This window comes from Geobacillus sp. Sah69, assembly GCF_001414205.1.
Lineage (GTDB): Bacteria > Bacillota > Bacilli > Bacillales > Anoxybacillaceae > Geobacillus > Geobacillus stearothermophilus.
This window is the reverse complement of record NZ_LLKS01000038.1, coordinates 1-21,237: the sequence shown is the minus strand read 5'-3', so window position 1 is coordinate 21,237 and position 21,237 is coordinate 1. Positions and strand designations below refer to the sequence as shown.

Here is a 21,237-nt window from a genome sequence, read left to right as displayed (position 1 = left end):
GAGATCGGCAGCTTCGCCCATTATCGGGACCCGCGCCAATTGGTGAAGTTGGCGGGCCTGACGCTCAAGGAGAACTCCTCCGGCCAGCGCAAAGGGCAAAAGCACATCTCCAAACGGGGACGGAAACGGCTGCGCTCGGTGCTGTTTCGGGCGATGATTCCGCTGATTCGGCACAACGAGGCGTTTCGCGAGCTGCATGAGTATTATACGACCCGATCCGTCAATCCGCTGACCGGAAAGCAGTCCATCGTCGCCTTGTGCCGGAAGCTGTTGAATGTGCTGTTTGCGATTTGTACGAAGAAACAAGCGTTTGACGCGGAGCGAATGAAACAGGACGTCTTGTCCCAGGTGCAACGGGCGGCCTAAGGCCTCCCCCTGCGAACGGAAGAATCGTTGGACAACGAGATGACACCGGAGAAGCTGGCGTGATTTTATCCATTCGACCTTGAGTCCCCAAAGGAGCTTGGCCGGCCTCCGCCTGATGACGAGACCGAACGAGGGAATGTTGGCGCGAAGACGCCCGGAGACATGGGAGGGTTCGTCCTCATCAGCGACGCGGAGATCCAAAGGGTGCATCGAATACGCTTCCCCCCACGGCAGGAAAATATAACCAGCCGTGGCCGCGAAGCGCACCCTAGGTCTGTAAGATATCCACAAAACTGAAAAAGGATGTAAGAGATTTTGTCGAAAAATATTTTTTGGACACCCCTGAGGGGCCGAAAAGCCTTGATAAATCAACATTTCTAGAGGGAGGATACGGGCATCAGACACGCTGCCGTATTCCATGTCTCTCATGGCATTGATTTTCCTCTGGTATTCAGAGCGAATATAAGCCACCATTTTCCTTACTTGATGTTCCATATCGGGAGTTGTCCAATCGGGAATCGTTATCGTTATATTTTCCAACAATTCCGAGATCCGTTGTCTTTCCTTTTCGCCAAGTGTGTAGGATTGCAATTCAAGCTCTCGGATGACTTCTTTAGGGATATAGAGCACAGCCTCTTCATGGCGAACTTCCTGCAAAACATCTTTCCAAAAACGCTTGGCGGCTTTTTTGTGGTTCGTGTGGGCAGATGGGCTTGACTTGTATCGGAATACGTTTGTATCCAGCAAATATGCTTTTGTTTCCGTGCCGTTTCCGCTCATGAAGAACTTTCTCCTATTCTCCAAACTCTTTTTCCATTTTTTCCGCGATACGAATCGACTGGCTTTTCAGCTGTTCTCTCATTTGGAGAAATGAAGGCCAGTTTGGGTGGTGAAAAAACTGTGCGGCCGGGATGATCCATTTTCCACTGTCTCCAAGCCGTTGGTAAGCCTCGATTTTTCCTTCTGCGCAATAACGGCGCACCATTTGCGGCGTGACATCAAGCAGAAGAGCCACATCGCGGACATGGAGATCATCTGGAATTGTTTGTTCCGCCATTTCGGTAAGAATATGCCGTACGCTCTGTTTTTCCTGGTCGCTTAGGTTGGAATAGATTTCTTTTTTTCGCTTCTCAAGTTCAAGCGACTGTTGGACCAATTCTACATAACGTCGAACGTTGTCGCTTAGTACAGTTTCGTGAAGAGGTGGGGGGGCTGTCTTTCGGGTTTCTGTTTTGCGGGACAAAGTACTCATTTTTCTTTTCCTCCTTGATGTTTATATCCATTATACTATTTTGGCTGGAGAAACAAAAGAAAAAAAGGAAACAAAAGAAATTGAGATCTTGCCAAGCAGCAAAGGGAGGATGAAAAGAGCCGCGCGGTTGCGGCTCTTTTGTGCTGCCTATTTGTCCATTTCCTTTGCGAGGTCGGCGACTTCGGCGACGGTCAGCCCGGTTCGTTTGGCGATTTCGTGAATGGGGAGGACGTCAAGCAAATTTTTGGCGATTTCGATGGCCTTCCGTTTTTCCGTTTGCTTGATCGCCTGTTCTTTTTCCTGCATCACTTTCTTCAACATTTCTTCTCTTTCTTGTTCAAGTTCTTCGACTAATAGGCGAAACACTTTGTTCATTTTGATCCACTCCTTTACTTTTTCGGCGTATGACCGGTCGATGAATTTATCTGTGGCGGTCAGGACGCCGGCGATGATGTGCAGCTGTTTCGGTTCGTCGTCGATCGTTTTCGCCAGTTCGATCGTTTTTTCGATCATCGTTTGCCGGTCGAAGCGGGTGTGCATGAGCGGCACGAGGATGAGTTTCATCGTTTCTTCCGGAGTGAGCGGTTCGCCGTTGTGGACTTTTTCTTCAATGGCATGGAAAATCGCATCGCCGTTGAATTCGCCAAGCAGCACCGCTTTGGATGAAAGAAGCACATCGCCGGCGTCAAGCTGTTCGCGGGCGCTCGTGACATCGCTTGTGTAGATCACAACGATGCGAATCGGGCGGATTCGTTTTTCCTGTTGATAGTATGTGTGGAGGAGCCGACAGGCATAATCGAGATACTTCAAATGGTTGTCGAGAAATCGTTCGTTGCTTTCGTATTCCAGAAGCAAAATGGAATCGTCTTCGAGAAGAAACACGGTGTCGGCGCGCCGTTCATCCGCCCGTACAGACGGAAATTCGGTTGGAAGCAGTGCTTTGATCCGTGGGAGTCCGTGAAGTCCGTACACATCGAGGGCTTGGTTTTGGTACAATGCGCTGAGTGATTTGAACAAAATGTCTTTGGCGTGATGCGAGATCCCGCCTGGCATCGTCTTCACTCCATTCGCTTTTGACCTAATTATACTACTTGCCCGACCGGTTGTCAGCTGCCATCGTGAGCGGAAACACGGTGTTCGTTCGGTGGGAGTGAATGACATCTTCTTGAAAAATAAAACGGGTTGTGACTCAGAACAGACGGATGAATGACGCTGTTTTGCCCTCACGGCCGGATAAACACCTCCGTTCCGTTCGGGACGATGGAGGCGAGCTCGAGCACGTCTTTGTTGTGCATGCGGATACAGCCTTTGGATACGTATTTGCCGATCGAGGACGGGTCGTTCGTGCCGTGGATGCCGTAATGGAGTTTGGATAAGCTTAACCACATCGCGCCGAACGGACCGCCCGGGTTCGGCTGGCGGTTGACGATGACAAAATCGCCGACAGGCGTGGCGGTGACCATTTTGCCGACGCCGATCGGATACGTGCGGATCGTTCGTCCCCGGTGTTTTAACGTCAGCTGGCGGCGGCTGATCGAGATGTGGATCGTGTACGGAATCGATCCTTTCGCCGGGAGGTGGGGGATGATGATCGCTTGGCCGGGAAAGATGACGGACGAGGCGGTGAGGCCGTTGGCGCGAAGCAGCGCCTCGACAGACGTGCGGTAGTCTCTGGCGATGGATGCGATCGTTTCCCCGCGTTTGACGATATGTTTGTACATGGCATTTCGCTCCTTTTTTTCGCTGGATGGAGAAACCAGCTCCGATTGATGATACATTAGTGTATGAGAAGATTCGAATAAGGTTGCTCAAATGGGAAGAGAGTCTCATGCGCATGGCATGCGGCCGCCAATGCCGTATGAACGCGCTGTGCGTTAGTCTATACTTGACAGGGAGCGTTGCCTAACGGGTGTTTCTTGTCAAAACGTGTAGGGGAAAAAGGAAGAGGGCGTGAATGAGAACGTTTGTCCTAAAACCGGAAGGACAGAAGGTTGATGATGAGCTGTATGCCGAGCTTTCCCCTGTCCCGCTTGAGATCATGGACGGTGATCTCTTTTTGCAAAAGAGGAGCGGGAAAACTTGCTTAAGCTGTTGATATACAATGTCGGCATGAATCGGACGCTTGAGATCACTGAGGAATGGAAGGAACGGTGAAAGCGGCGCCCGGTCGATATCGGGGCCGCGTCGATGTTGGGGTTACGGGCGGTAAGGGAACAAAATGTTCTTTTCCCCTTTTTCTGTGGCGACGAAGACGTCTTGATGGATTTCGAACACGCCAAAAGCGCTATGGAACGTCTGAATGACGCGGACGCGATACACGTCGTGAAGCGGTTTGTCCTTATCAGACATCGACCATGACGACAGGTTTTCCACCTCATCGATGCGGTAGTCAAACGTCTCGACGCCGAAGTCTTGCATAAAGACGTGGGCACGGCGCTGGATGTAGACGTCTTTTGGGAATTTCTTTTTCATGAGCGGGTGAAACAGCTCCCAAGAGCTGCCAAAATCCCCTGCCTGTTCATAGCGGTAAAACGTGTCCACGATTTCCTTCGCCTCATTTTGTTCGTTCGAAAGAAACAGGGTCAAAATCGCCACCAACACGGCGGCGGCAGTGAGAACCGCCACCCCAGTCCTGGCTCGGATCGTTTTTTGACGGTAGCGTGGAAACATGGGGTCTTCTCTCCTCTCTGTTATACGATATGCACAATGGACGGCCGATATGGGCGGAGAAAGGAAGAACATGCTGCGGGCTTGAGATGACGGTGCTTTTGAGTCAAAAAATCCGCTGTGGTGTAGTAAAATAGAGGGTAGAAGCCATTGCAGCGGAATTGAATTCATTCGTTCTATGCGGAAATGGGTGGGAAAGCGGAGCGTCCATCGGCTCCGTTTTTCCTTTTCCATGTTGAGAAAAACCGAACGTGCAGGAGAGGGAGAGAGGGATGAAGAGATCATTCATTTATGTGTTGCTTGTCGGGATCATGGTCGCCTGGGGGCTGAATGTGACGGCGTTGAAAGTTTTGGTGGAGCATTTTTCGCCCGTCGCGTTGACAGCGCTGCGCATTCTAACGGCCGGGTTGGTCGTGCTTTTGTTTTTATGGGGGATCGGCAAGCTGGAACGAGTCAGTTGGAAGGAGGCGAAACAGATTGGCGTGGCCGCCTTGTTCAGCGTCGTGGCCCATCACTTCTTTTTAGCGTTGGGAATTGCGAGGACGACAGCGGTGAATGCGGGTCTTGTGTTAGGGCTTGTGCCGCTTGTGACGGCGCTGTTGGCGATCGTGTTTTTAGGCCAGCGGCCGACGTTGTTTCGGCTGCTTGGCATTGCGCTTGGGTTTTTTGGCGTCGTGTTTGTTGTGGCGAGCGGCGACGGGGGCCTTGGCCATTTGTCCATTGGGGATGTGTACGTCTTTTTGGCTGTTTTGGCGCAAGGGATCAGCTTTATTATGATCAAAAAAGCGACGGTCGAGGCGCGGTTGATGACTGGGTGGATGCTTGTCTTCGGGTCGCTTTGGCTGTTTGTCTTAAGCCTCGTGCTCGAGCCGAGCGGCCTATCGAGTTTGAAAGAAGGCACGCTTTCGCTTTGGATGATTTTCCTTGCTTCGGCGGTCGTCGCGACGGCGCTTGGCCATATGTTTTATAACCAGGCTGTTCAACATCTTGGTCCCGCTGAGTCGGCGGTGTTCATCAATCTCAATCCGTTTTTTTCGCTTCTTGGGGCGCATTGGCTGCTGGGCGAGCCGATTTCGCCGATGCAGCTGGCTGGTTTTCTTTTCATCGTCACGGGCGTGTTGTTCGGCAGCGGGGGGATGGATAACGTGATCGCCCGTTTCCGCCGGGCGAAAGTGGCGGCTGGGGGAAGGAAGGCGGGGATGTAGCCGCCTTGGAATCCCCCACTTCTAGGCCTTGCGTGCAAGTGGCGAAACATTCATATCCAGGAATGGAGGGGGCTTCACATTGCGGTCGGCGTCTTGGCTGTCTCTTCTCGAAAAGGGACAGCCATTTTTGTGCCATCGGCAGGATTTTGCTTGATGATGTCGAAAAAGAGAATACGAAACGTATTCGTGTGAGGTGAATGTATGGCGATCGATCACGACCGGTTGTTCAAGGAGTTGTTGCAGACGTTTTTTGAGGAATTTGTGCTTCTCTTCTTTCCGGATATGCACGAGCATATTGATTTCAACCATTTGTCGTTTTTGTCCGAAGAGCTGTTTACGGACGTAACGGCTGGGGAGAAGTACCGCGTTGACCTGCTCGTCGAGACGAAGTTCAAAGGAAAAGACGGATTGATCATTGTTCACGTAGAAAACCAAGCGTACGTTCAATCGTCATTTCCAGAAAGAATGTTTCTTTACTTCAGCCGCTTGTTTGAAAAATACCGCACTCCGATCATTCCGATTGCCGTCTTCAGCTATGATGCCATCCGAGATGAACCCTCTTCGTTCACGCTCTCCTTTCCGTTTGGCGATGTGCTTGACTTTCGCTTTTTCCACGTGGAGTTGCGAAAGAAAAACTGGCGCCAATTCATCCGCACCGACAACCCGGTGGCGGCTGCGCTGCTTAGCAAAATGGGGTATACTGAAAGTGAACGAGTGGAACTGAAAAAGCAATTTTTGCGCATGTTGGTGCGTCTCGAGCTAGACGAGGCAAGACAGCGTTTGTTGATGGGCTTTTTTGAAACGTATGTGAAGCTGTCCGATGAAGAAGAACAACAGCTTCGAAGCGAGGTGGAACAAATGGAGACGAAAGAAAAAGAACGCGTGCTGGAATTGATCATCTCATATGAGCAAAAGGGAAAAATTCGAGGTCGGGAGGAAGGACGCAAAGAGGGAGCGGAACAAGAAAAACGGCACATTGCGAAACGGATGTTGATGAAAGGGTTTGATGCGCAAACGATTCACGAACTGACCGGATTGTCTGTGGCGGAGATTGAGGAAATGAAACAAAGCGGCTTCAAGTGAATGGAAATCAAACAGGCGGGGCGAAAGGCCAGCCCCGCCCTAGCGCGTTGGTTTTGTTGCTGTGGATTCCCGTTTGATCAGTTTCGTAGACAATAGCACTTCCTGAAAAGGTTCGTTCGGGTTGTCCCACCGCCATGTTGGCGCAAATTCGCCACAAGAGCCCATTTCCCCGATGGCCCGGCGAAGCGTCCGGATTTGGCGGATGTCGTGTTTAGCGGCGGACTGATTCGCAACGGGGACGGAACGGCCGATTTTTACGCTGGAACAAGTGACACAGAAGCGCAAAAACTCACGATCGTGGATCCATTTACGAAATATGAAAGGCAGGGGTGACGATGTACCTTTACCGCTATGAAGAAAACCCGCTCATTACGCCGAACGATGTGCCGCCGTATCACGACGGGTTTGAAGTGATCGGGGCGTTTAACGCCGGGGTGGCGATGTTCCAAGGGGAGGTGTTGCTGCTGCTTCGGGTGGCGGAGCGCCCCGTGTCGGATGACCCGAATATCGTGAAAGCGCCGGTATGGAATCCAAAGACGGGGAAGGTCGAGGTTTACGAATTTCGCAAAGACGATCCGCGCTACGATTTTTCCGATCCTCGGGTGATCAAAGAGGCGGGGGCGGAGCGGTTCGCCTATTTGACGTCGCTTTCGTATTTGCGCCTCGCCCGCAGTCGGGACGGGCGGCGGTTTGTGATCGACGACCGCCCGTTCGTCTATCCATCGAATGAGCTCGAGACATTCGGTATTGAAGACCCGCGCATTACATGCATTGACGGCACGTATTACATTTATTTCAGCGCCGTGTCGCCAAAAGGAGTCGGCGAGGCGATGGTGTCGACAAAAGACTTTCAGACGGTGACGCACCACGGCATGATTTTCGCGCCGGAAAACAAAGATGTGCTCATTTTTCCGGAGAAGATCAACGGCAAGTATTACGCCCTTCATCGCCCGGTGCCGAGAAGCAACGGCCGCCCCGAGGTGTGGATCGCGGAGTCGGAGAATCTGCTTCATTGGGGGAATCATCGCTTTTTGTTCGGTCTGCGCGAAGGAAAGTGGGACAGCGCCCGCATCGGCGGCGGAGCGGTGCCGATCAAAACGGAGCGCGGCTGGCTTGAGTTGTACCACGGCGCGTCAGATGACCACCGCTATTGCATGGGGGCGGTGCTGCTCGATTTGAACGACCCATCCAAAGTTCTCGCCCGCTCGGAGCAGCCGCTTGTCGAGCCGGAAGCGGATTATGAGGTGAACGGCTTTTTCGGCCGCGTCGTGTTTTCATGCGGGGCGATTGTCGATGGCGATATCGTAAAAATGTATTATGGCGCCGCGGATACGTCGATGGCGTGCGTCGAGCTGAAGCTTAGCGAGATTTTGGATTCGCTTGTCAAGGAATGAACTTGTAAACGGGAAACGCCTGATGCGTCGGGCGTTTCTTTTTTTGGCTTGTGGCTCCCTAGGCGCTTTTCTGTCGAAAGTTCTTCCTTTTGTTTCTTTCTTGGCAAAGGGATTTGATATAATGGAAAAAACGTCGATTGATCGGGACAATCCATTACGATGTGAACTCGGCGTACGGAAGCTGCCCGCGCGCTGGTCGGGGCAATGGTGGGTGAATGGCCACGTGGCAATCAAACGTTCATTATGGTTGAAGCTGTCAACGATTCAATTGATCATTCTGTTTTATTTGGCGACCGTCGCGGTGTCGACGGTGCTGTTATGGCTGCCGATTGTGCATCAGCCGGGAGTGGAGCTTCACTGGATTGATGCGCTGTTTACGGCGGCGAGCGCCATTAGTGTGACCGGGTTGACGGTTGTGTCGATTCCGGAGACGTTTAATACGTTTGGGATTGTTTTGTTGATTGTGATGATGCAGGTGGGCGGCGTAGGGTTAATGATGCTTAGTACGTTCATTTGGCTGTTAGTTGGCAAAAAAATCGGGTTTCGTGAGCGGCAGCTGATCATGACCGATCAAAACCGTCTTGCGCTCTCAGGGCTCGTGAAGCTCACGCGGGACATCTTTTTCTTGATTCTGGCCATTGAAGCGGTCGGTGCGCTGTTCCTTTGTTTTGCGGCGGTTCTTGCGCTTTCCGTCTCGGAATCGTCGCTTCCTGTCGTTATGCTTTTGTTTGAAGTATGTTCAGCGTTTGGGACGACCGGGCTGTCGCTCGGCATTACCTCTGAGCTCAGCCCGTTTGGCAAGCTGGTGTTGGTGATCGTCATGTTCATCGGCCGGGTCGGCATCATTTCGTTTTTATGGCTCGTCCGCGGCCGAGCGGTGAAAGATAGCTACCATTACCCGAAAGAACGAGTCATTATCGGCTAGAAGAGGGGGACGGAATCATGAAAAAAGTACGCAAAGCGATCATTCCGGCAGCGGGCCTTGGGACGCGGTTTTTGCCGGCGACAAAGGCCATGCCGAAGGAGATGCTTCCGATTGTCGATAAGCCGACGATTCAATATATTGTTGAAGAGGCGATGGCATCAGGCATTGAGGACATCATCATCGTCACCGGGAAAGGGAAGCGGGCGATTGAAGACCATTTTGACTATGCGTTTGAGCTCGAGCAGCTGCTGAAGCAAAAAGGAAAATTGGACTTGCTTGAGAAAGTAAAAGAGCCATCAAAAGTGGACATCCACTACATTCGCCAAAAAGAGCCAAAAGGGCTGGGGCATGCTGTTTGGTGCGCACGCAATTTCATCGGAGACGAGCCGTTTGCGGTGTTGTTGGGCGATGATATCGTCCAAGCGGAAAAACCTTGTTTAAAACAGCTCATTGAGCAATACGAACAAACGTTCAGCTCGGTGATCGGCGTCAAGCGCGTGCCGGAGGAAGAGACGCACCGTTACGGGATCATCGACCCGCTCGAGCAGAAGGGACGGCGCTACCAAGTGCGCCGTTTTGTCGAAAAACCCGCTCCGGGCACAGCGCCGTCGAACCTCGCGATCGTCGGGCGGTACGTGTTGACACCGGAAATTTTCTTGTTTTTGGAGAAGCAGGAAGTCGGCGCAGGCGGGGAGATTCAGCTCACCGATGCGATCGGGCGGCTGAATGAAATTCAGCGCGTCTTTGCCTACGAGTTTGAAGGAAAACGGTACGATGTCGGCGAGAAGCTCGGCTTTATCGAAACGACGATTGAGTTTGCCTTGCAAAACGAGGAGCTGCGCGCCGATTTGCTTTCGTTTTTGGAGCGGGTGGTGGCCGAGGCGAAGGGATCGAAGGGCAGCTAATTCAACCATCAGTCGGTCGCATTTCCATGTTTTGCATGACAGCTTGTCGTTGTTTAGGGATGGAGACAAAAAGGAGATTCTGCTATCGAAGCATTATCGATGGTCAACTACCCCCACTTCGCTAACGCTTGAAGTGGGGGCTTGCCACTCCCCAGAAGTGCAAGCGGACTTCGTCCTCCTTCCTTGACTTGGGGTTGCATCAGGGGGCAGGTTGACGACTACCCAACGACGCAGGTCATGCCTGCATCGTTACCGATTCTCTCGGTGTGTCTGTTGGCAGTACTTGGCTTCCACACACAACAGACGGACCTACGCTCGATGTTTTACGGTTACAACGTTTTCTGTAACCAACTCCATACATCGAGTAGCCGTGATTGGAGTGCCTTTATTGAACGGTTTTCTCCACGCCTTTATTCTATCATACACAAAAGAAAGGGGGAACGCGCATTCCTCTCCCACTTACTCCCTTTGGTCGTTGAAGTGGGAGTCTCCTGCGCGAAATAGGATGAAGGGCTTTCGTCTATCCGTATGCAAATTTGAATTCATTCTATCAACTTGCCGGCAGGCGGTCAAGAGATCGTCCTTTTTATTAAATTTTCCCACAATTGGCGCGCCTCACGGATGTCGATCCGGCTGCTGTTTGCGCCGTAGACCGCTTGTTCATACGATTTGGTCAAACGTTCCATTTCATCGGTTTCAAATAAACGATCCACTTGAATGGCGTACTGCCGCAACGTTTCATCTTCTTTTCGCCTCAGCCCGTAGTCATGCAGCTGACGCAACAACGCCAAGTAAGCGGGGACAAGCCATTCCGGGCCGTCAACTTGGCGGCGGCGGAATCGAAGGAGCGTAAGGCGCGGCCACCATTTTCGTCTTGTCGTGTAAATCGTTCCGCCCAATGCCGCCAGCATCGCGAACACGCCCAGCACCATTTGCCATGACCAACTGTCGGCCAGCTTCTCCCACCAATGGCGGTCTTGCTCTGGCGATGATCGTTTGATCAATTGTTCGAGCGGCACGCGCGGCTGTTCCTGTGGTTCCGGCTGCGAGGGCTGCGCTTGTTGCTCCTCATTCTGTTGAGAAAGTGAAAACGCATACGGGTTGACAAACCCCCGCGTTGGCTCAAACGGCACCCAGCCGACGCCTTCAAAATACACCTCAACCCACGCATGAGCGTCATGGTTGCGGATTTCGTAAAGATTTTCCCCGTCTTGCTCGCTGACAAGCCTTCCGGACGTATAGCCTTTCACCCAGCGCGCCGGAATGCCGAGCGAACGCACGAGCACGACCATAGAAGTCGAAAAATTGTCGCAATACCCCCGTTTTGTTTCAAATAAAAATTGATCGACGTAATCTTCGTTCTCTTTTGGAACGGCGACATCCTTTGTTTCGTACGTATATTGCCCAAGTTGAAAATATTGCTCAATGGCTCTCACTTTGTCGTAAGCCGTCTGTTCTCCGACGGCGATTTGCTTCGCCAAGTCGCGCACCCTTTGCGGAAGCGTCTTTGGCAACTGCGTATATCGTTTCAACAGAAGAGGGTCTCGAACTGGGGGCGCGGCGCGCAACGCCGCAATCGGAAAATCCGGCTCCCAATAGGTCAATGAATACTTGCCAACAGGGAACGCATTCGCCCTGTCATCGGTCGTATAAATTTTCTCTGTCGCCACATCCATGCGGTACACGACCGGTTCGGCTGCTTCCACCCGCCGCAACCCAAGCGGATAAACGAGATGAAACCCTTGATTGCGCCGCTCGATCTCCGCCTTTTGCTCCACTGTCTCAACTTGATCGCTCCACCATTCATACTTGAGCTCTTCGCCGTTGGCAAACGAGCGGACTTGCTCGCTCGGAAACACTTCCCATCCCTTGCCGGTGTAAATATCTTTCGTCTCAATCCGCCAGTAATGAAGCCCTCGATCTTTCGCCGTAAAGACGACGGTATCATCCGCGATAAACGGCCCGCCGAGGCGGGAATCATTCTGTCCGTATCCCACTTTTGCCACGCCAGGAGAAGGCGAGTCATCGTTCGTTTCTTCCGGCTGGGCATGATCGCTGCGGATAAACGCAACCGGATCCGGCCATTGCGGCGGCAGCTTCGGTCCCGCATACCCAGCCGCAAGAGCGACGGCAGGAATGAACAGAGCGGCCGCCCGCCACGTTCCGATGCGAAAAGACGGCGCTTTTGCCTGCAGCCGCTCGCCATGCAGCCAAACGAAGGCGAAAAAGCCAAGCGCCACAAGGCGAACGATCGCGTCGTTCCCGCTATACGGAAAAAACGTATCAAGCACAGCGATATACCCAACTGTCAATGCGTATGGGACAAACCATCGTTTTTTCTGGACAATCAGCCAATGAAACAGAAACGAGATGGCCCATAGCAGCAGAAAAAAGGCAAAGGTGCGCACGGCATCGCTCGGCATGGACAAGCGTCCCCCCTGCAGCCAAGCCGCGCCATCCCGCCATAAGGCATACGGCAGCGAGGCGGCCGAATGGAACGAAAACAGCCAAGCGAGCGACCACCATATATATCCCGCTTTCCCCAAAGCAGACAGCCAGATCGGAAGGCGGAGCCAATACATCCCGAAGCAAAGGGCGACAAAGGCCGCAAACAATCTAATATGCGCTGTATCCGTCACGTCTTCCAACGGCCAAAGCCATTCCGTGAGCAGCCAAGCCGCTAGGACGTTGGGCAGCATAGCAGACAACATCCTTGTCCCTAACCGCCTCATCCGTCTTCTCCTCCTTGCCGGACAGTTTGCCATGATTGAGGGGGCATGTGGGATACGTGCACCCCCGCACGGCGGAGTCCGTCCGCCCACCTCCGCTCGTCCTCTCCCCATTCACGGTTGACCACATACAACACTATGCAGCGTTTTGACGCCATCGCTCGCAGCTGCGCAGCCAACTCGGCGGATAACCTCGACGTCACGACCACGCAACCGGCCGCTGTTCTCCAGTTCCCCTCCTCCGCCAATTGAGACGCAAGCGGCGCTGATCCGTTCGCCTCCGCTTCCGCCAGACGGAGAAGGAGCGACGGCCACTGCTCCTCGCTTCGCCGCGGCGCTAAATAAGAACGGGCTTTTCCAGTCACGAGCAGGCCGACTGGGACTCCTTCATTGATCAACGCTTTCGCGATGGACGCCGCCAGCGTGACAAGCTCCTCAAACCATGGCGATGCGGCGCCGTCGAGCACGACGATCCAATCGTCATTGCGCGGCTCATCGAACTCTTTTGTCATCAACGCTTGCCTTCGCGCTGACGCCTTCCAATGCACCCACGACATTTTGTCACCGGGCGCGTACTCGCGGGCGCCGGCCGCCACCGCCAGATCGCGGCGGTAAGCAAGCGGGCGGGCCTCTTTTCCATAGGCGAACCATTCACGCACCATTTCTGCCGGCCAAGGCCAATAGCGGGGATACACGATGATCGTGCACGGCGCCGAAAACGATTCTGCTTTGTTCACAAAGCCGAGGGCGTCAGAAGCCTCGAGGCGCACGATGTCCAACTGATGGCGGCCGCGCGGCAACGAGAGCGACCACGCACAAGAAAGGCGGCGTCGAAACGGCCACGCGGCCATCGCCCCTCCATGCCGCGGCTCCTGGCCCGAAACGGTGAGGGCAGCGGGCGGAATCGCCCAAGGCAGCTCCATGCGGACCGTCACCGGAATCGGTTCTCCTGCATGATAGCGCTTCGCCGGCACCGTCCGGCTTACCGCAACGCGTCTGATCGGATACAAGGCGACGGCAAACGCATGCAGTCCAAACGGCAAAAAGCTGTAAAACAAAAACCAGCTGACAAATCCGCCTTGAAACATGGCATAGGAAAACAAGATGGCGGTCAACAGCAACAATCCAACAAGCGGGAGCCAACGCCTCCCCTTCTTCATTCGCTTCGCGTTCATCGCTTTTATCGCCGTCCTTGCACCGGCACCGGCGTACGGGCAACAAGCTGACTGACGACCATTTCAGCATCAAGCTTGTCCCATTTCGCTTCCGGACGAATAAGCAGGCGATGAGCCAGCACGTAGGGAGCAAGGTGCTGCACATCATCAGGGATGACAAAATCGCGGCCATGGATGAACGCGTACGCCTGCGCCGCCTTCATCAAAGCGACGGCCCCGCGCGGGCTGACGCCCAAATAGACCGCTTCGTGCACACGGCTTTGCTGGATGAGATCGACGATATACCGCTTCACGGTGTCGCTCACATGCACGCCCATCACCTTTCGCTGCAGAGTGAGCAGTTCATCAAGCGGCATCACCGGCCCGATCTCCGAAAGTGGCGCCGCTTTTTCGAGACGGTTTAACATTTCGATTTCCTCATCGGGAGACGGATAGCCCATGTGCAGTTTCACTAAAAACCGGTCAAGCTGGGCCTCGGGGAGCGGATACGTTCCTTCATATTCAATCGGATTTTGCGTCGCCATCACCAAAAACGGCTGCAGCAGCGCCCGGGTGACGCCGTCAACAGTCACGCTTCCTTCTTCCATCGCTTCCAGGAGCGCCGATTGCGTTTTCGGAGACGTCCGGTTGATCTCGTCCGCGAGCACGATGTAGGCGACAATCGGTCCGGGTTTATACTCAAATTGCTGTGTTTTCGGATTGTAGACGGAAACGCCGATCACATCGCTCGGCAGCAAATCCGGCGTAAACTGAATGCGCTTCAGCTCCACGTTGAACGATTTCGCCAGCGCACGCACCAACATCGTCTTGCCGACGCCGGGCACATCCTCGAGCAGCACATGGCCTTTGGCCAATAACGCTGTTAAGCTGAGGATGATGACGTCGCGTTTTCCGACAATGACTTGCTCAATGTTGCGGACCACCTTTTCAAAAGGGGGGAGCAGCGGCTCGTAAATCGCCATGACATCAAACTCCTTTTATAGTAATGAATGGGTCTTTCAGCGGTAGACAAGGTGAAGTTTATACTATTACTATAATATCGAATATACGGAACTTTTGGAACCTATTTGCAACAAGGGGGAAGAGAAAAATGGGGAAATCGAAGTGGACGATGATCGGCCCGGGGCTGATCGTCGCAGCGAACGGAGTCGGGGCCGGGGATTTGGTGGCCGCTCTTGTCGCCGGAACGAACTACGGCCTTGTCTTTATGTGGGCGATCATCGTCGGTGCATTGTTCAAGTTTGTGTTGAATGAAGGGGTCGGCCGTTGGCATTTGCTCAGCGGCAAAACCATTTTCGAAGGCTGGCAGTCAATGGGGAAATGGGCCTCAATCTATTTTGGCGTGTACGCCATTATTTGGGGATTCGTATACGGCGCGGCCGGTACGTCATCGTGCGCCTTGGCGATGTCAGCGATGATCCCGTCCATTCCGCTTTGGGCGTGGGCCGTCATCCATGGGGTGGCTGGCTTTGCGATTACTTGGTCCGGCCGATTCCAATTGTTTGAGCGGGTCATGAATGTGCTCGTTTGGCCCGCCTATTCGCTCACGGCTGATCTACCCGTCGTTTTGTGCCGCTAAATCATCTTCTCCGGCCTCACCCATTCTTCGTACTGCTCAGCTGTCACATACCCGGTTTTCAATGCCGCTTCCTTGAGCGTCAACCCTTCGCGATGGGCGAGCTTCGCGATTTCCGACGCCCGGTCATAGCCGATATGCGGGCTCAGCGCCGTCACGAGCATGAGCGACCGCTCTACGTATTCTTTCATTTTCGCTTCATTCGCCTCCAACCCTTTGGCGCACCGCTCATCAAACGAACGAATCGCATCGCCGAGCAGCTGCACGGACTGAATGGCGTTATAAGCGATGACCGGCTTGAACACATTTAATTGGAAGTTGCCTTGGCTTGCCGCAAAACCGATCGTGGCGTCGTTGCCGAACACTTGAACAGCGACCATCGTCATCGCTTCGCTTTGCGTCGGATTCACTTTCCCCGGCATGATCGAGCTCCCCGGTTCATTGGCTGGAATCGTGATCTCCCCGAGCCCGGAGCGCGGCCCGCTCGCCAGCCAGCGGATGTCGTTGGCGATTTTCATCAAATCGGAAGCAAGCGCTTTCAATGTCCCGTGGACGTAAACAATCTCGTCATGGCTGGTCAACGCATGGAATTTGTTTGTTGCCGAACGGAATGGATAGACGGTTTGCGCCTTCAGCTGCTCGGCCACTTGTTCGCCAAATCCCGGCGGCGCATTGATTCCGGTTCCGACCGCCGTGCCGCCGATCGCCAAATCAAGCAGCTTCTCACTCGCTTCGGTGATCATGGCCTTGCTTTTTTCCAGCATCGTCCGCCAGCCGGAAATTTCCTGCCCAAATGTAAGCGGCGTCGCGTCTTGCAAGTGGGTGCGCCCGATTTTGATCGTCTTTTCATATTGGCGTTCTTTCGCAGCGAATGTTCCGATCAAGCCATCAAGCGCCGGCAGGAGATGTGTTTGGATTTTCATGTAGATCGCGATATGCATCACCGTCGGGAATGTATCATTCGAGCTTTGCGACATGTTGACATCATCGTTTGGGTGAATGCGCCCCTCCCCGTCACCTAGCAGCTCGCTCGCCCGTCTCGCCACGACTTCATTGACGTTCATGTTCGTCTGCGTCCCGCTTCCCGTCTGCCAGACGACGAGTGGAAAATGGTCATCCCATCGGCCCGCCAAAATTTCCTCGCACGTGGCCACAATCGCCCGCTGCTTCGCTTCGCTCAGCTTTCCAGCCTGATGGTTCACGATCGCCGCCGCTTTTTTCAGCTCGGCATAGGCATAAATGAGTTCAAGCGGCATTGTTTCTTTGCCGATGCGAAAGTTTTGCCGGCTTCGCTCCGTCTGCGCCCCCCAGTACTTATCAGCCGGCACCTGCACCTCACCGAGCGAATCGCGTTCAATCCGCACGTTCATTCCATTCTCCTCCTTTGGATATCGCCTTTCCATTTCTAATTTTACCCAAAATCACAATCGACAATGAAACAAATGAGCAGGCAAAACGTCTAACTGAGAAAGGGGGAAACGACATGAAAAAATAGATGGCTATGGCTCCTCATCGCTGTATGGCTGTCCGGTTGCCAATCGGGCGACATCCAACCGCCTGACTTACGATTGGCCGTCGACGGAGAGACAATCGACCACCGCCTCGGAACATATACATGGTCAACAGGCGGCCGCGGAGTCGTGGCCGACGCTGCCGCCCCGCCGCTGCTCGTGAAAAACATGAATCCCCATCCGGTTGCCCCTGGGGCAAAATTACACCTCCAATTTGACGACCGCCCGTTGACGATCGAAGCGGGTGTATGGAACGGCGGAGATGCCGACTGGCGCTCGGTGCAAAACGGAATCATTACTCTTCCGGAAAAGAAAGAGGCATACATTTATGCCATTCACACCTCTTGGAAAAAAGGGAATGCGATTTATGCGTTTTTCATTGAGGTGCGATAACTAGCACAGCGGAGGAAAAGGTGCAATAGAATAGCGATATGAGGGAGAAACAACAGCTGCCCTTCACCCGATCAGCGGCTGTAAGAACACCTGGCTGAGGCATATATAGTCAAAAAGAAAAAGAACACCGGGGAAACCCCAGTGTTCCAAGGCTTTTGCGGCGAGATTACATCATGCCACCCATATCCGGCATGTTGTTGTTGCCTTTGTTTTCTTCCGGTTTGTCGGCAACGACCGCTTCTGTCGTCAAGAACATGGCGGCGACAGAGGCAGCGTTTTGCAGCGCCGAACGAGTGACTTTCGTCGGGTCAACGATACCAGCTTCGATCATGTCGACCCATTCACCTGTTGCCGCGTTGAAGCCAATGCCCGGTTTTTCGTTTTTCAGGCGCTCAACGATGATCGAGCCTTCCAGACCAGCGTTTTGCGCGATTTGACGAACCGGTTCTTCGATCGCGCGCAAGACGATTTTCACACCCGTTGCTTCATCGCCTTCCGCTTCGATGGCCGCAACTTTGCTGTAGACGTTCATCAACGCCGTGCCACCGCCAGCGACAATGCCTTCTTCAACCGCAGCACGAGTCGAGTTGAGCGCATCTTCAATGCGCAGTTTGCGTTCTTTCAATTCCGTTTCTGTCGCTGCGCCAACTTTGATGACCGCTACGCCGCCAGCGAGTTTCGCCAAGCGTTCTTGCAGTTTTTCGCGGTCGAATTCGGACGTCGTTTCTTCAAGCTGCGCACGGATTTGGTTGATGCGCGCTTTGATGCGCTCCGAATCGCCAGCGCCTTCGACGATCGTCGTCGTTTCTTTCGTAACAACCACTTTCGACGCACGGCCGAGCGACGCGATCGTCGTCGATTTCAGTTCACGGCCAAGCTCTTCGGAGATGACTTCGCCGCCTGTCAAAATCGCAATGTCTTCGAGCATCGCTTTGCGGCGATCGCCGAAGCCAGGCGCTTTGACAGCAACCGCATTGAACGTGCCGCGCAGCTTGTTGACAACAAGCGTTGCGAGTGCTTCGCCTTCGACATCTTCCGCAATGATCAGGAGCGGACGGCCTTGTTGCACGACTTGCTCAAGAACCGGTAACAGCTCTTGGATGCTCGATACTTTTTTGTCCGTAATCAAGATGTACGGATTTTCGAGAACAGCTTCCATTTTTTCCGTATCTGTAATCATGTACGGCGAAACGTAACCGCGGTCGAATTGCATCCCTTCGACAACGTCGAGTTCCGTCGTGAAGCCTTTCGATTCTTCAAGCGTGATGACGCCGTCATTGCCGACGCGTTCCATCGCTTCAGCGATCAATCGGCCGACTTCTTCGTCAGCAGCCGAGATCGCAGCCACTTGGGCGATCGATTCTTTTCCTTTGATCGGTTTGGAGATGGCTTTTAATTCTTCAACCGCTACCGCTACCGCTTTTTCAATCCCGCGGCGGATGCCCATCGGATTGGCGCCAGCTGCCACGTTTTTCAATCCTTCACGGATCATCGCTTGAGCCAATACGGTAGCCGTTGTCGTCCCGTCCCCAGCGATGTCGTTCGTTTTGCTGGCGACTTCAGCGACCAGTTTCGCGCCCATGTTTTCAAACGGGTCTTCGAGTTCGATTTCTTTCGCGATCGTTACCCCGTCGTTCGTGATGAGCGGAGAACCGAATTTTTTCTCCAATACGACGTTGCGGCCTTTCGGACCTAATGTGACTTTCACTGCGTCTGCGAGTTTGTCCACCCCGCGCAACATCGCACGGCGCGCTTCTTCGCTGAACTTAATTTCCTTTGCCATACCCCGTTACCTCCTTATGAATTTGTTTCACTGCATGCCGTGAAAAAGGTAAGTATTCGTGTCATAAAGTTAAGGATATGTCAGTTTTCCGGAATGTTTATGTGGTAAACGCAATATATTAGCGGATGACAGCCAAAACGTCGCTTTCGCGCAAAATTAAGTATTCTTTTCCGTCGTATTTTACTTCCGTGCCGGCGTATTTCGAGAAAATGATGCGGTCGCCGACTTCAACTTCCGGCGCAACGCGTTGGCCGTTGTCAAGCACGCGGCCTGCACCGACAGCGACAACGCGGCCTTCTTGCGGCTTTTCTTTCGCCGTATCCGGCAGCACGATGCCGCTAGCCGTTTTTTCTTCAGTTTCCACGACTTCAATGACAATGCGATCGCCTAATGGCTTCAACACGGGAAACAACCTCCTTAACGATAGTTTTCGCCGTTCTTATTAGCACTCATCATTATTGAGTGCTAACACACTTATAATATTAATGAACTCCTCTCCGTTTTGCAAGTAGGAAATACAAAAAAATAACTGTTTTTCTTTCATGCGCGAAGATAAGGAGAAAACAGGATAACAAGCTGTCAGGCCCCAGATCAATCGGCGCACAAAATCCATTTTCATTATTGCACATTTCTAACATCAATAAACAACGCTAGGCGATTTTTTTGTGGCGGCCGCGCCAACCACGGCCGGCGCGCTTTTCTTATCATTTCGCCGAACATGTGCTACAATACGGATATATTTGAAATAAAGGGGTAAAACGATTTGAAGCGCCGTTACTGGTATGTCATCATCACCTATATCGCCATGCAGCTGTCTTCCTTTGTCGGTGTGCCGCTCCTTCGCTCCCTCGGCGTCGGCCAAGGCGCGCAAACACGTCTCGAAGCAGCGAAAATTGCCTCCGGCTATTGGGCGGTCATCAGCTTTTTATTGGCTTTTGCCATCATTTTATGGCTGCTGCGCGGCGACCGCGATGAACGGACAATGCGGCGGCTGCCGCTCGCCTCGTCATGGATGTGGGCGATCTCGGGCGTCTTTTTGGCGCTTGCCGCGCAAAGCGTTGCCGCCAACATCGAATGGCGTCTATTGGGCATTGAGCCGGGCTCGGAAAACACAAGGCAAATCATCGACATCATCCGCCTGACGCCATTGCTCGTCGTCGTCACGTCGGTCATCGGCCCGGTTTTGGAGGAACTCATCTTCCGCAAAATCATTTTTGGCTCGCTTTATGAAAAATACAACTTTTGGTTGGCAGCGCTGGCCAGCTCGCTTCTGTTCGCTCTCGTCCACATGGAGCCGGAGCATTTGCTTTTGTACACGTCCATGGGGATGGTGTTCGCCTTTTTATACGCCAAAACCGGACGCATTTTCGTGCCGATGTTCGCCCATGTAGCAATGAACACGTTTGTCGTTGCCGTTCAAATTTTGTTGGCTGATGAATTGGAAAACATGATGCGCCAAGCGGAACTGCCGCTGGCCATTTGGAGGATTTGGCTATGACGCGCCATCCGCGGCTGTTTTCTGTTCCGTATTTCATCTTGGGCTTCCTGTTTACGTATTTGGCGATCGAAAGCGTTCATGAAACGATTTGGAACGTCTCAACCATCGCGTTGGCGGCGCTGGCCGCTTTTGATTTCGGCACCGCCTTTCGCTTGTTCTTCACACCGAGACAATAAAGGGGCTGACCCAAAACGCGAATGCGTTTTGGGATCAGCCCCCACTTTTTTGCCTCAAATATAGAAGAATCGCCCTTTTTTCTGGTAGAATAGAGTCACCAAAACCACTACCACCGAAAGAAGGGCGATTCTTTTATGAAACATGATCATATTTCCTTTAAAGAGTATACCATGGACAACCTCTCTTTGCCAAGCAACATCGCCGATCTCATTCCACGGGATAACATGGCCCACGTGGTTCATGAGATGGTTGAACGCATCCCGATGGAGACGTTTCTTGCTTACTACAAAGGAGGGGGCGCCTCCGCCTATCATCCGAAAATGATGACCAAAATTCTCCTTTACGCTTACACCCAAAAAATGTATCATGGCCGTGAGATTGCACGGCAGCTCGAAGTCCACCTTCCCCTCATGTGGCTAAGTGGATTTCAAAAGCCGGACTTCCGTTCCATCAATCGGTTTCGTTCGGAGCGGATGAAAGACCTGATTGACGACCTGTTCCGGGAAATGATCACGCTGCTCGTGGCCGACGGCTATGTCAAGATGGAAGATTATTTTGTGGATGGAACGAAAATTGAAGCGAATGCCAACCGGTACAC

General features: G+C 53.1%; 20 protein-coding genes and 2 pseudogenes. 12 read left to right on the top strand and 10 right to left on the bottom strand.

Annotation, left to right across the window (positions count from 1 at the left end):
* A partial coding sequence (locus AP057_RS09865) for a transposase (protein WP_152968874.1) occupies window positions 1-366 on the top strand: 366 nt, incomplete at its 5' end.
* A gap of 793 nt (window positions 367-1,159) precedes the next feature.
* Here the strand turns inward: AP057_RS09865 and AP057_RS09860 are convergent.
* From AP057_RS09860 to AP057_RS09840, 4 genes are all read right to left on the bottom strand, one after another.
* Window positions 1,160-1,618 carry a helix-turn-helix domain-containing protein gene (locus tag AP057_RS09860; protein ID WP_013524778.1) on the bottom strand — a complete coding sequence of 153 codons (459 nt, stop codon included), beginning with the start codon at window positions 1,616-1,618 and terminating at the stop codon, window positions 1,160-1,162.
* A 147-nt stretch (window positions 1,619-1,765) separates the two neighbouring features.
* Window positions 1,766-2,671 carry a hypothetical protein gene (locus AP057_RS09855; protein ID WP_055358655.1) on the bottom strand — a complete coding sequence of 302 codons (906 nt, stop codon included), beginning with the start codon at window positions 2,669-2,671 and terminating at the stop codon, window positions 1,766-1,768.
* A gap of 170 nt (window positions 2,672-2,841) precedes the next feature.
* Window positions 2,842-3,339 (bottom strand): L,D-transpeptidase family protein, encoded by a 498-nt coding sequence (locus tag AP057_RS09850; RefSeq protein WP_055358654.1) that lies wholly within the window; start codon window positions 3,337-3,339, stop codon window positions 2,842-2,844.
* 475 nt (window positions 3,340-3,814) lie between these two features.
* Window positions 3,815-4,288 (bottom strand): hypothetical protein, encoded by a 474-nt coding sequence (locus AP057_RS09840; protein WP_055358653.1) that lies wholly within the window; start codon window positions 4,286-4,288, stop codon window positions 3,815-3,817.
* 269 nt (window positions 4,289-4,557) lie between these two features.
* Between AP057_RS09840 and AP057_RS09835 the strand changes: the two genes are divergently transcribed.
* From AP057_RS09835 to galU, 6 genes and pseudogenes are all read left to right on the top strand, one after another.
* Window positions 4,558-5,490 (top strand): DMT family transporter, encoded by a 933-nt coding sequence (locus tag AP057_RS09835; protein ID WP_055358652.1) that lies wholly within the window; start codon window positions 4,558-4,560, stop codon window positions 5,488-5,490.
* A 201-nt stretch (window positions 5,491-5,691) separates the two neighbouring features.
* Window positions 5,692-6,573 carry an Rpn family recombination-promoting nuclease/putative transposase gene (locus tag AP057_RS09830; protein WP_055358651.1) on the top strand — a complete coding sequence of 294 codons (882 nt, stop codon included), beginning with the start codon at window positions 5,692-5,694 and terminating at the stop codon, window positions 6,571-6,573.
* A 150-nt stretch (window positions 6,574-6,723) separates the two neighbouring features.
* Window positions 6,724-6,906, top strand: a pseudogene (locus tag AP057_RS16355) (DUF1861 family protein); the annotation flags it as partial.
* A gap of 2 nt (window positions 6,907-6,908) precedes the next feature.
* Window positions 6,909-7,967 carry a glycoside hydrolase family 130 protein gene (locus AP057_RS09825; protein ID WP_055358650.1) on the top strand — a complete coding sequence of 353 codons (1,059 nt, stop codon included), beginning with the start codon at window positions 6,909-6,911 and terminating at the stop codon, window positions 7,965-7,967.
* Window positions 7,968-8,190: 223 nt separating this feature from the next.
* Entirely contained in the window at window positions 8,191-8,892 is a 702-nt protein-coding gene (locus AP057_RS09820) for a potassium transporter TrkG (RefSeq protein WP_055358656.1), read from the top strand.
* Between the two features lie 17 nt (window positions 8,893-8,909).
* Window positions 8,910-9,797, top strand: coding sequence for a UTP--glucose-1-phosphate uridylyltransferase GalU (galU, locus tag AP057_RS09815; protein ID WP_055358649.1), 888 nt, complete (start codon window positions 8,910-8,912; stop codon window positions 9,795-9,797).
* Window positions 9,798-10,366: 569 nt separating this feature from the next.
* Here the strand turns inward: galU and AP057_RS09810 are convergent.
* Genes AP057_RS09810 through AP057_RS09800 form a run of 3 tightly spaced genes read right to left on the bottom strand, consistent with a single transcriptional unit; the run spans window position 10,367 to window position 14,663 of the window.
* Complete coding sequence (locus AP057_RS09810; RefSeq protein ID WP_055358648.1) at window positions 10,367-12,529, bottom strand: transglutaminaseTgpA domain-containing protein; 2,163 nt, start codon at window positions 12,527-12,529, stop codon at window positions 10,367-10,369.
* Window positions 12,526-13,701, bottom strand: coding sequence for a DUF58 domain-containing protein (locus AP057_RS09805; RefSeq protein WP_055358647.1), 1,176 nt, complete (start codon window positions 13,699-13,701; stop codon window positions 12,526-12,528). Before AP057_RS09805 ends, AP057_RS09810 begins: the two co-directional genes overlap by 4 nt.
* 5 nt (window positions 13,702-13,706) lie before the next feature.
* Window positions 13,707-14,663, bottom strand: a complete 957-nt coding sequence (locus tag AP057_RS09800; RefSeq protein WP_055358646.1) for a MoxR family ATPase — start codon at window positions 14,661-14,663, stop codon at window positions 13,707-13,709.
* A gap of 128 nt (window positions 14,664-14,791) precedes the next feature.
* On the opposite strand from AP057_RS09800, the pseudogene AP057_RS09795 reads away from it, so the two are divergent.
* Window positions 14,792-15,229: pseudogene (locus tag AP057_RS09795) on the top strand (Nramp family divalent metal transporter); the annotation flags it as partial.
* 47 nt (window positions 15,230-15,276) lie between these two features.
* On the opposite strand, the gene fumC reads toward AP057_RS09795, so the two are convergent.
* Window positions 15,277-16,647, bottom strand: a complete 1,371-nt coding sequence (gene fumC / locus AP057_RS09790; protein ID WP_055358645.1) for a class II fumarate hydratase — start codon at window positions 16,645-16,647, stop codon at window positions 15,277-15,279.
* 198 nt (window positions 16,648-16,845) lie between these two features.
* On the opposite strand from fumC, the gene AP057_RS09785 reads away from it, so the two are divergent.
* Window positions 16,846-17,181 carry a hypothetical protein gene (locus AP057_RS09785; protein WP_235468550.1) on the top strand — a complete coding sequence of 112 codons (336 nt, stop codon included), beginning with the start codon at window positions 16,846-16,848 and terminating at the stop codon, window positions 17,179-17,181.
* 166 nt (window positions 17,182-17,347) lie between these two features.
* Here AP057_RS09785 and groL read toward each other — a convergent pair whose 3' ends face one another.
* Window positions 17,348-18,964 carry a chaperonin GroEL gene (gene groL / locus AP057_RS09780; protein WP_055358643.1) on the bottom strand — a complete coding sequence of 539 codons (1,617 nt, stop codon included), beginning with the start codon at window positions 18,962-18,964 and terminating at the stop codon, window positions 17,348-17,350.
* Window positions 18,965-19,082: 118 nt separating this feature from the next.
* Entirely contained in the window at window positions 19,083-19,367 is a 285-nt protein-coding gene (gene groES / locus AP057_RS09775; RefSeq protein ID WP_033010033.1) for a co-chaperone GroES, read from the bottom strand.
* 360 nt (window positions 19,368-19,727) lie between these two features.
* Between groES and AP057_RS09770 the strand changes: the two genes are divergently transcribed.
* From AP057_RS09770 to AP057_RS09760, 3 genes are all read left to right on the top strand, one after another.
* Window positions 19,728-20,462 carry a CPBP family intramembrane glutamic endopeptidase gene (locus tag AP057_RS09770; protein ID WP_055358642.1) on the top strand — a complete coding sequence of 245 codons (735 nt, stop codon included), beginning with the start codon at window positions 19,728-19,730 and terminating at the stop codon, window positions 20,460-20,462.
* Window positions 20,459-20,638 carry a YdiK family protein gene (locus tag AP057_RS09765; protein WP_033010036.1) on the top strand — a complete coding sequence of 60 codons (180 nt, stop codon included), beginning with the start codon at window positions 20,459-20,461 and terminating at the stop codon, window positions 20,636-20,638. The genes AP057_RS09770 and AP057_RS09765 overlap by 4 nt, the downstream gene beginning before the upstream one ends.
* Before the next feature lie 135 nt (window positions 20,639-20,773).
* A partial coding sequence (locus tag AP057_RS09760; RefSeq protein ID WP_161804327.1) for a transposase occupies window positions 20,774-21,237 on the top strand: 464 nt, incomplete at its 3' end.